This window comes from Vagococcus penaei (genome assembly GCF_001998885.1).
GTDB classification, from domain to species: Bacteria; Bacillota; Bacilli; order Lactobacillales; family Vagococcaceae; genus Vagococcus; species Vagococcus penaei.
The window spans coordinates 1,436,041-1,447,289 of sequence record NZ_CP019609.1 but is presented as its reverse complement, the minus strand read 5'-3'; the positions used below and the strand labels follow the sequence as shown (position 1 = coordinate 1,447,289).

Genomic DNA, 11,249 nt, shown 5'->3' with positions numbered 1-11,249 from the left:
TAAATTTATACAATCGGATTCATTGGATTCCAAAATGGTAAAACGATTGGTTCTTCAATAAGTACTTGTTGTAAATCAGCTGGTAAGAACTCTTTCTTAATGACAACTTCATAAACAAATTCATCCATCCATGCATCGTCCATAACAAAGAACCCTTTGTCACCAATCTTGCGTCCCCAACTATTTTCCACTTTCCAACGAATTGGTTTATTATCAACAATATGGACACCACCAATTACCATCGCATGAGTTGGTAAACTTTCTCGATAATTAAATCTATCCCCTTTAGCCATTTCAAACTCAATATCAAATAAATTAGTGAAGTCGTATAGGTCATATGACATAATACCTTTTTGACGATCAAAATATTTCAGTACATCACAACCAAACCAAACCGGTTCTCCAGATTTAATTTGCTTAATAGTTAACTCCTTTAATTGACTCATTTCAATATTTAAATATTTGTTAACTAAACCATCTGTCATATTGTCTGATAGCGATACTTCATACAGTTTATTAAATGGCATCTCTTCTGTCGGAACATTTATAACTCCAACGTAATCATTTAAATCCATATCGACATACTCTTTATAAAAAGTTAATGGATCAAGATTTTCAAAAATTTTAAATTCTTTATCCTTAGTATAAAAAGTAAAATTAAAATCAGTTGGAGGTGTACCTAGATTAATGCACAAGAATCGATACACTGCTTCTAATTGTGAGTTTATATAGTCGTCTATTTCTTTTGCTGTTGCATTGTTGGCTACCATTTCTCTTAATTTATGTGCATCTTTGCGTAATTTACGATTTAATAAAGTATTAAGGTCAGTCGAATCAATACTGTTACTTGTTTCATTCATTGCATAATGTGGAACTAATCCATATTTTTCAACTAAAGAGATGATCAGGTTCCAATCACCACCATCTTGTTCAGGGCTAGTCAACAAGTATTGAACAGTCCGATCTGATAATGGTGAATTAGCTGTTTCTACAATATTTTGATAGAAATAGTTAGCTTTTTCGAGTTTATCCCAAAAAAACATATAATTTTGCGATAGCTCGAAATTATCAATATTATATTGTTTTTCTATTTGATAACGAATAACATTTAAGCATGCAAACATCCAACAACGACCACTATGATTTTGATTAGTTACACTATGTGAATCAATATCTAATGAAAAATTAAAATGATTCTCATCAATTGACTGAATATCCTGTGCAGACTTAGACACTCCATTAGTTGTAACGGCATGTTGTGCCACACGATTCTTTTTAGACTCTTCAAACTTTAATTGCATGTCTTGAATCATTTTCTTTGTTAATGTTTTCATAATCATCTCTTCTTTCATCTTTTTATATTTTAAAAAATGCATAAAACAAGGTAATGATAGTTGTGAATAAGCGATAATTCCATCACAATATCTCTCTACTGAATAAAATTGAGTTGAGATTATTGACACAAATCTAATAATATTTGAATCTATCAAGTACTCTAATAAACATAATATAACATAAATAAAATAAAGGTCAAATTTAAATTAATTGTTTTTTAAATTAATTTAAAAACAATTAAATACCCATATTATGTATTTAAATAAAATTAACAGATTTTTTTCTATTTTTAAATACAAAAAAACCCTAGAAATATATATACTTCTAGGGTTTTATTTTTTACAATTATACTAGTTGATAAAACTAATTCATAACAACTTCTTTTTTCGTTTTATAATAAATTTCACCTTTTTTAGCACCTAAAGTTACCGTATCGCCCTGTTGAATTTCACCTGTCAACAACGCTTCACTTAAACGATCTTCAATTTCTTTTTGAAGCGCACGACGGATTGGACGAGCACCATATTCAGGATCAAAACCTTCTTTGCTAATCACGTCAATTGCACTGGCTGTTAATTTCAACGTAATTTGTTGTTCCGCTAAGCGATCTACAATTGAACGACTCATAATTTTTACGATATCATGAATATTTTCTTTTGTTAATGGATGGAAGACTACTGATTCATCCACACGATTTAAAAACTCTGGGCGGAAAGCTTTCTTTAATTCCTCTAGGATACGACGTTTCATTGTGTCATAATTGTGTTTCGCATCAGTTGAACCAAAACCAACTGTTTTTTCGTCACGTAAAGCTGTCGCTCCAATGTTAGATGTCATAACTAATACAGTATTTTTAAAATCAACTTTACGACCCTTAGAATCAGTCAAATGACCATCATCCAGAACTTGCAATAACACGTTGAACACATCTGGATGAGCTTTTTCAATCTCATCAAATAAGATAACAGAATATGGTCTTTGACGAATTTTTTCAGTCAATTGACCACCCTCGTCATGTCCAACGTAACCAGGAGGCGAACCAACTAAACGACTGGTACTATGTTTTTCCATAAATTCAGACATATCAACTCGAATCAAAGCATCTTCAGAACCAAACATTTCAGCTGCCAAAGTTTTGGCCAATTCTGTTTTACCAACACCGGTTGGGCCTAAGAACATAAACGAACCAATTGGACGTTTTGGATCTTTCAATCCACTACGTGATCGACGAATAGCTTTAGATACCGCAGTAACTGCCTCATCTTGACCAACGACACGCTGATGTAGAACAGATTCTAAGTCCAACAACCGTGTGCTTTCGGTTTTCTCAACTTCTCGTAACGGCACACCAGTCCATTGTGACACAACATGTGCAATATCAGCATCAGTCACTTGCGTCAAATAACCATTATTTTGGGCTTCTTGTTTTGCGACTAATTTATCTAGCTTATCGATTGCTGTTTTTTCTTGACGACGTATCTTTTGTGCCTTTTCAAAATCTAGTTGTTTAATTGCTTCTTCTTTTTCTATCAGTAATTGTTGAACAACTTTTTCTTGCTCAGAAAATGGTGTCCCTTGATTAGCCATACGTAATTTTGCACGGGCTGCCGCCTCATCGATCAAGTCAATTGCCTTGTCAGGTAATTGTCGTTCAGTGATATAACGATGAGATAGTTGAACAGCTGCTCCAATTGCCTCATCTGTAATTTCAACATTATGGAATCGTTCATAGCGCTGACGTAACCCCTGTAACATGGTTGCTGTTTCTTCAGTTGTGGGTTCTTCAACTAATATTTTAGCAAACCGTCGTTCTAAAGCAGCATCTTTTTCAATATATTTTTGGTATTCATTGAGCGTTGTTGCTCCAATTGTTTGTAATTCACCACGCGCCAAGGCAGGTTTCATAATATTAGATGCATCAATTGCTCCTTCAGCACCACCAGCACCAATCATCGTATGTAATTCATCAATGAATAAAATAATATTACCTTCAGTACGAATTTCATCAATCATTTTTTTCATACGACCTTCAAATTCACCACGGTATTTAGTACCAGCGATAACTGTGCCCATATCTAACATCATTAAACGTTTGTTTAACATGTCTTGTGGTACTTCACCTGAGACAATTTTTTGAGCGAGACCTTCAACAATTGCCGTTTTACCGACACCAGGTTCACCAACTAAGACAGGATTGTTTTTAGTTCGACGTGATAAGACTTGTAATAACCGTTCGACTTCAATTTCACGACCGACTACGGGATCCAATTTTTGTCTCCGAGCCATCTCTGTCATATCACGTGCTAGAGAATTAAGCATTGGTGTTTGCTCATCACTATTAGCCTCTTTTTTAGGGCGTTTTTTAGCCATAGACGAGCCATCATTAGTCATGCCGATCCGTCTTAGCAACTCACTTTTAACACTTGGAATAAATAAGCCTTCTGTAACTAATAATTGTGTTGCCGAAATAATTTCATTATTCAACATAGCTAATAAAATATGTTCCGTTCCTATGCCTGTAGCATCTAATTTTTTGGATTCATCTTCAGCAAATTTTAAAATTTGTCTAGCACGTGGCGAATAAGGAACTAACTGATTTTCCGGAATTTCAGGTTGCTCATCAGAGCTATATGGAATGTCTTCAAAAATCATATCCAAAATTCGTTCATCATCTAAATCAAATAAACTTAAAACTTTACTAGCAATACCTTTTTTTTCTTTCGCTAAACCATATAAGATATGTTCGGTTCCAACCATATCTTGTTTAGTCAAACGGGCACATTCCTGTGCATATGATAAAACGTCTCTCACACGTTGCGTAAATAATTCATCTCTCATCCGGTTCACTCCTATCTTCATATCTTAAATGTTCCAATAATTCAAGCATCATTTGAGCCCTTAAAAAGCTACTATTATCTAATGCTAATAATCCTTTAGAATTTAATAATACAGAAAAAAATTTGTTTTTCTCGTGGACTAATCCATTCATGAATCGCCAACTGATCTAATAGCGCCCTTGCATCACTTTCAGTTAGCTCTGAACCAACTAAAGTTGTAAAATCTGTTAAATCATCACTGTTCGCTAACAATTCGATTTTAAAAATCCGAATATAGCCACCACCACCACGCTTACTTTCTACTTTATATCCTTTAGGAATAGTGAAACGAGTATTAATGACATAATTAATTTGCGAAGGTACACACTCAAAGCGCTCGGCAATTTCAGAGCGTCGAATCTCAATCTGATCCGATGCTTCTAATATCTTTTTTAAATACGACTCAATCATATCAGACATATTTCGATTATTCATTATTGCACCACCTTATTGACTATATCTGACCTTAATTATATCAGAATTAGTCAACAAGTTGATAGTATTTCGATCAATTAAATGAATTATGCGCAAGGTCTTATAACTAGCGATTAGGTACTAGTGTAAAACGTTTAAAAGCTTTATTCAAATAAAAAGATTAGAACTTTCCCTAGTCTTAATAATTTAATCACTTTTAATAATATACGCAATTAAGCTAAAATTTACGAAAAAATATGACGAGAGCTAACTAAAGCTCCCGTCATAAATCAAACTATTCAATTAGTAAAAACTATCAGTTCAAAATACAATAAAATTCTATTACATCATATCTGGTGATTGGATACCTAATAGTCTTAAACTTTCTTTAATAACTACAGATACTGAATAGACTAATGCTAAACGTGCCTCTTTTTGATCATCATCAACTAGGATTTTATGTTTTGAATAATATTTATTGAATTTTTGCGATAAATCAATAACATATTTTGCGATGACTGATGGCTCATATTTTACTGCAGCTTCTTCAACCTTACTTGGGAAATTATTTAAACTTTTTACAACTTCCCATGAATCAGGATCATTTAAAGTTAACACTTCTTTCTTACCATCATTGTGCCAATCAGATTTTCTTAAAATACTCTCACAACGTGAACGAGTATACTGAACGTAAGGGCCAGTTTCACCTTCAAATTGAATTACATCTTCCAAATTAAAATCAAATGAATTCATACGATCATTTTTTAAATCATGGAAAATAACAGAACCAATTCCGACTTGGTGTGCGACTTCATCTTTATTTTCTAAATCAGGATTTTTCTCTTCAATTTGTTGTCTAATTGAATCCACGGCTTCATTCAGAACTTCTTCAAGTAAAACAACTTTCCCCTTACGCGTTGATAATTTTTTCCCACCTTGCGTAATTAAGCCAAAAGGAATATGGTGAATATTTTTTGCCCAATCATAGCCCATTTCTGTTAAAACAGCTTTTAATTGTTTGAAATGAATCGATTGTTCATTACCAACCACGTATAAAGCTTGAACAAAATCATAGTTTTCAATTCGATACAAAGCTGATGCTAAATCACGAGTTAAGTAAAGTGTTGCTCCATCTGACTTACGAATTAAAGCCGGGTTTAAGTCATATTTTTCTAAATCAACAATGTCTGCACCTTTGTCTGGTTTCAATAAATTTTTCTCTTCTAATAAATCAATTACGCGATCCATTTTATCGTTGTAGAATGATTCACCATTATATGAATCAAACGTAATACCCAGCATATCGTAGATACGTTGGAATTCGCTTAATGATTCTGATCTAAACCATTCCCATAATGCAACTGCTTCTTCATCGCCGTCTTCTAATTTTTTAAACCATTCACGACCTTGTACTTCTAATTCGGGATCTTCTTCTGCTTCTTCATGGAATTGTACGTATAATTTTAGTAACTCTTGAATTGGATTAGCTTTAACGGCTTCTTCACTACCCCATTTTTTATAGCCAACAATTAGTTTACCAAATTGAGTTCCCCAGTCACCAATATAATTGATTTTAATGGGTGAATAACCAATTTTACTATAAATTTCCGAAATAGAATTTCCAATAACAGTCGAACGTAAGTGTCCCATTGAGATTGGTTTAGCGATATTTGGGGAAGATAAATCAATTGGTACATTTTTATTGTTCCCTTCATTACTATCACCATAATGCTCTTTTTCAGTCATGATAACATTTAAAACTTCATTAACAACAGGACCTTTTTCTAAAAAGAAATTCAAGTAACCACCAGCTGGTGCAACTTTTTCATAATGTTTAGTTGCTATTTTTTCAGACAACTCTTCAGCAATCATATTTGGGGCTTTACGATATAGTTTTGCTAATGAAAAAGTTGGGAAAGAAAAATCACCATTAGCGCTTAGTTTAGGCACTTCTAGTAAACTATAAATTTCTTCATAACTTAGTGACTCCCCTAGAATGTGATGTAAATCTTCTGCTATTTGTTTTTTATAATCCATACTGTATTCTCCTTTATGTTTTTAATTAATTTAATGATACTAAAAAATCCGCCTCTTATTATTTTCCTAATAAAAATAATAAGAGACGAATTATATATCCGCGGTGCCACTCTTTTTGCTGTAAAACAGCCACTTGTCATTTAAATGTTTATATGAATAATCGATAGTTGCGCTTCCCTATTTGTATTGTCTTGGCTTTCACTATCCCAAAATCGCTTTATCAATAATTAGTATCAAATAAGTACTTAATCTATTACTAGCATTATACCAAAAGACTCACTTAGTTGCTAGTTTAAACTAGCAACATTGATACAATTAAAATAATTACGTTCATCACACCAATTACAATTAACGGTTTCATCATAAATTTTGTCCATGTTGAGTAATTAACTTTTGTAATTTGTAACCCTCCCATGACTACTCCAGATGTTGGTGTTACTAAGTTAACTAAACCACAACCAGAAGCAAAAATCATAACCATTACATCTGGACTCATACCTACTTTTTGTGCAAGCGCTCCCATTACTGGTATAGACACATAAGCTAATCCGGATGTTGATGGTATTAGGAATGATAATAATAAATACAGTATATACGCGCCAATTACAAAGAGAATTGGTGATAGTGTACCTAACAGTGATGCTGCTTTATCTAAAATATACAAATCTAGATGTGTTGTCGACATTAAAGAGGATGCCCCACGTGCCACAACAATAATTAATACAACTGATAGCATATCAGAAGAACCTTGAATAAATGTACTAACAATTTCTTTTTCTGAGAAACGGTTCACAATAGCGATAGCTAATCCCATGATAAAGAACCACATTGCTAAGTCACCAAAATACCAATCACCAAAACTATTACCTGTTAAAAATGCTGTCCAGTTATTAAAAATTGTTACACCAAATTCTCCCCAAGGAATCAAAGAAACAATCATAACTAAGAAACAGAAAGCAAACAATGATAAAATAATTTTATGTTTTTTTGTAAACGGTATTTCTTTTGAATCATCTTTTAAAAATTCTTCATCCATATCTTTTTGTTCTTGTAAGGATAAAATCGTTGAGCCACGATCCGCTTTAACTTTCTTAGCATAACTCATTACGACGTAGATACAATACATTGTTGTCGTAAACCAAATAACACCACCAACTGCAATAATGATAACTGCATTTGGTTTAATACCAATTCCATTTAAAGCATCCATAGCTACCCCTGTTGAAAATGGGTTAACCGTTGAACCAATTACCCCAGCACCAGAACCTAATAGAACTGTTCCAATAGTAACAATCGTATCAAAGCCAGCAGCAACCATCGTTACTGCTAATAAACTATAGAACGGAATGGTTTCTTCTGACATTCCATAAGTTGAGCCACCAATTGAGAATAAAAACATTAAAATAGCGATAATCATTAATTCATTGCCTTTTAATTTTTTTACAACGTGCTGAATACCTGCTTCTAATGCACCCGTTTGTGTCACTAGATTTAAAAAACCACCTAACACTAAGATAAATATACTAATATCAATAGCATCTTTAAAGCCATTAAATGGCGCCATAACGATGTCATATAAATGAGCTCCTACCACATGATCAACCATGGTTCCATCAATATCTTGTGGTGTAAAACTCTGACCATTCAATAATTTGGTAATAATACCTAATACAATAATAATAATGAATAATATACTAAAGGAGGACAGTTCTCTCCTTTTTTTCTTTTCTTTAGCCATAACGTTAGTGTATAATAATTTAAAATTATTATACTACTCCTTTCATTTAAAATTTTTTAGGAAACTTAATCAACCAAAAAATCGGTAAAATATTTAGCGTCTAAAAAGTTTAAATATTTGTGACTATAGGTTATTCTTTTCTCTTTAATCAATTTTTTAATAATTGTGCTTGTCGTTTCACGAGTTGTACCGCTAGCCTGTGAAATTTGATTAATAGTGACAGGACAAGGAATTGTTACATTACCACGTGGGTACTGTTTTTCACCTAACTCTTTACATAGCAATGCTAGCGTAGCTGTTACACGGGTATCAGCATTATTTAATGTCCCTTTTTGAATTTTTATAATTTGTAATTTTAACATTTCAGACTGCTTGGTAATCCAGTATTTCAGTTGATAACTGTTATTACTTAAAATATCCGAGAAAATGTCTATAGGTATTGATATTACTTCAATATCAGTATGTGCAATAGCTGAGTAAAAATGGTGCTTATCCGTAAATAATCCCACTCTAGGAAATAGTTGCTTTGATTTTATATAATGCAAATAAAAAAAAGTGCATGTAGGGTCAGTTTTTTCTAGTCGTATTACACCTGATTTCAAAAAATAGACTGCATTAATTGTATCGCCTGGATCAAATAGTACTTGACCTTTTTTATAACTTCGGACGATGCTAACAGACTGCATTTTTTTAATATCTTGATCTGAAATATAACAAAAATCTTTCTGATGTCTACCAATTTCTTCTATTGTCATTGTTTTATCTTCTCCTCGTTAACTCAGCTATCGACACTATTAAAACGTATGTTTTATAGCGTAATAACTGTTCCAACTGATTCATCATCTGAGATAGCTTCTAAACAATCTAATGATGTTATAATCGCTTCTTTTCCAGGGTTGTTTTTAGCGAATTGAATAGCAGCTTCAATTTTAGGTAACATGCTACCTGGAGCAAAGTGACCCTCTGCAGCAAAATTTTCCAACTCTACTACGCTAACATTGGTCAATTTTTGTTCATTTTCTTTACCATAATTAATATAAACATAATCTACTCCAGTTAAGATAATGAACTTATCTGCCTGAACTAAATGTGCTAACTTTTCTGAAGCAAAGTCTTTATCAATAACTGCTTCAACACCTTGTAAATTTTCCCCAACAACTGGAATGCCACCACCACCACAAGAAATGGTAATAACGCCATTATCAACAAGTGTATTAATAACGTGAGCTTCATGAATACCAATTGGTTTTGGACTTGCTACTACTTTACGCCAACCACGTCCCGCATCTTCTTTAAAAATAGCACCTGTCTTTTCGGCTTCTTCTTTGGCAAGCTCTTCGGTTAAAAAAGGACCAATAGGTTTTGTTGGATTTTCAAATGCTGGATCTTTTGGATCGACAACAACTTGTGTCACAATAGTGGCAACTTCTTTTTCAATTCCAACTGCCTTTAATTCATTAGCCATTGCATTCGATAACCAATATCCAATACTACCTTGAGTCATGGCCACACAAGTATCTAACGGCATAGCAGGATTTTTTTCTGAATTGGCTGCTTGTTGTTGCAATAACAAATTACCTACTTGCGGACCATTTCCGTGAGAAATAATTAATTTATAATCGCTTTTGACTAAATTCACTAAATGTTTGGATGTCTTAATTAATGCTTCTTGTTGTGCTTGAGCACTTGCATCGTCTGAAAGAATCGCATTTCCACCTAAAGCTACGACAACTTTTTTTTCCATGACTACTCCTCTTTCCACTTATATTTTAAAGAAAACAGCATGAGAATTATCTATCATGCTGTTTTCTACTAGCTAATTGTTATACTTTTGGTATAAATAAGTTACCTAGTGTAGCTGCCATAATCGCCTTAATTGAATGCATTCTATTTTCTGCTTCTTCAAATTGACGAGCATATTTACTTCTAAAGACTTCATCTGTAATTTCCATCTCAGATACACCAAATTTTTCTTCAACCATTTTTCCATACTCTGTTTCAGTATCATGGAAAGCAGGTAAACAGTGTAAAACAATTAAATCCCCATCCATATTACCTGTTGCTTTTAACATATCCATATTAACTTGATATGGTTTTAATAAATTAACACGTTCTTCAAATTTATCTTCCTCACCCATAGATACCCAGACATCTGTATAAAGAACGTTAGCATCTTTAGCTGCTTCAGAAACATCATCAGTAATAACTAATTTACTACCAGATTCTGCCGCAAATTTATTTGCATAATCAATTACTTCTTGTGTTGGGAATAATTCTTTTGGTGCACAAATTCTAACATTAACACCTAAAATTGCACCTGTTACGAGTAAACTATTAGCCATATTATTACGTCCATCACCAGCGTATACTAGATTGATTCCTTCTAAGTGACCAAAATTTTCTTTAATTGTCATAAAATCAGCAATCATTTGAGTTGGATGCCATTCGTCAGTTAAACCATTCCAAACTGGTACTCCAGAGTATTTTGCTAATCCTTCAACAACTTCTTGGCTGAAACCACGGAACTCAATACCATCAAACATACTTCCTAAAACAATCGCAGTATCTTCAACTGATTCTTTTTTTCCTAATTGAATATCATTTTTACCTAAATATTCTGGTTGAGCTCCTAAGTCAACTGCTGCAACCGTAAAAGCCGCACGTGTTCGTGTTGATGTCTTTTCAAATAAAAGCGCAATATTTTTTCCTTCTAAATAGCGATGTGGAATACCTCGTTTTTTTAAATCTTTTAGATGAATCCCAAAATCAATTAAATATTCAATTTCTGCACGAGTAAAATCTTTTTCTGCTAATAAGCTACGACCTTGAAATACTGAATTCATATCTTA

8 protein-coding genes are annotated in these 11,249 nt (G+C 33.0%); all 8 read right to left on the bottom strand.

Going from position 1 to position 11,249, the window contains the following annotated elements; all coding sequences use genetic code 11:
* Window positions 1-5: 5 nt before the first annotated feature.
* Window positions 6-1,334, bottom strand: a complete 1,329-nt coding sequence (locus BW732_RS06910; protein ID WP_077276059.1) for a C1 family peptidase — start codon at window positions 1,332-1,334, stop codon at window positions 6-8.
* A gap of 364 nt (window positions 1,335-1,698) precedes the next feature.
* Window positions 1,699-4,173: an ATP-dependent Clp protease ATP-binding subunit gene (locus tag BW732_RS06905; RefSeq protein ID WP_077276058.1), complete on the bottom strand. Its 2,475-nt coding sequence runs from the start codon at window positions 4,171-4,173 to the stop codon at window positions 1,699-1,701.
* A 95-nt stretch (window positions 4,174-4,268) separates the two neighbouring features.
* Window positions 4,269-4,646, bottom strand: coding sequence for a CtsR family transcriptional regulator (locus BW732_RS06900; protein ID WP_228414918.1), 378 nt, complete (start codon window positions 4,644-4,646; stop codon window positions 4,269-4,271).
* Window positions 4,647-4,967: 321 nt separating this feature from the next.
* Window positions 4,968-6,662 carry an arginine--tRNA ligase gene (gene argS / locus BW732_RS06895; RefSeq protein ID WP_077276057.1) on the bottom strand — a complete coding sequence of 565 codons (1,695 nt, stop codon included), beginning with the start codon at window positions 6,660-6,662 and terminating at the stop codon, window positions 4,968-4,970.
* 292 nt (window positions 6,663-6,954) lie between these two features.
* On the bottom strand, window positions 6,955-8,400 hold the full coding sequence (locus tag BW732_RS06890; protein WP_077276056.1) for a YfcC family protein: 1,446 nt from the start codon (window positions 8,398-8,400) through the stop codon (window positions 6,955-6,957).
* A 65-nt stretch (window positions 8,401-8,465) separates the two neighbouring features.
* Window positions 8,466-9,155 carry a Crp/Fnr family transcriptional regulator gene (locus BW732_RS06885; RefSeq protein WP_077276055.1) on the bottom strand — a complete coding sequence of 230 codons (690 nt, stop codon included), beginning with the start codon at window positions 9,153-9,155 and terminating at the stop codon, window positions 8,466-8,468.
* 53 nt (window positions 9,156-9,208) lie between these two features.
* A complete protein-coding gene (gene arcC, locus BW732_RS06880; RefSeq protein WP_077276054.1) occupies window positions 9,209-10,144 on the bottom strand; it encodes a carbamate kinase in 936 nt (311 codons plus the stop codon).
* 79 nt (window positions 10,145-10,223) lie between these two features.
* Window positions 10,224-11,243, bottom strand: a complete 1,020-nt coding sequence (gene argF / locus BW732_RS06875) for an ornithine carbamoyltransferase (RefSeq protein WP_077276053.1) — start codon at window positions 11,241-11,243, stop codon at window positions 10,224-10,226.
* Window positions 11,244-11,249: the final 6 nt, after the last annotated feature.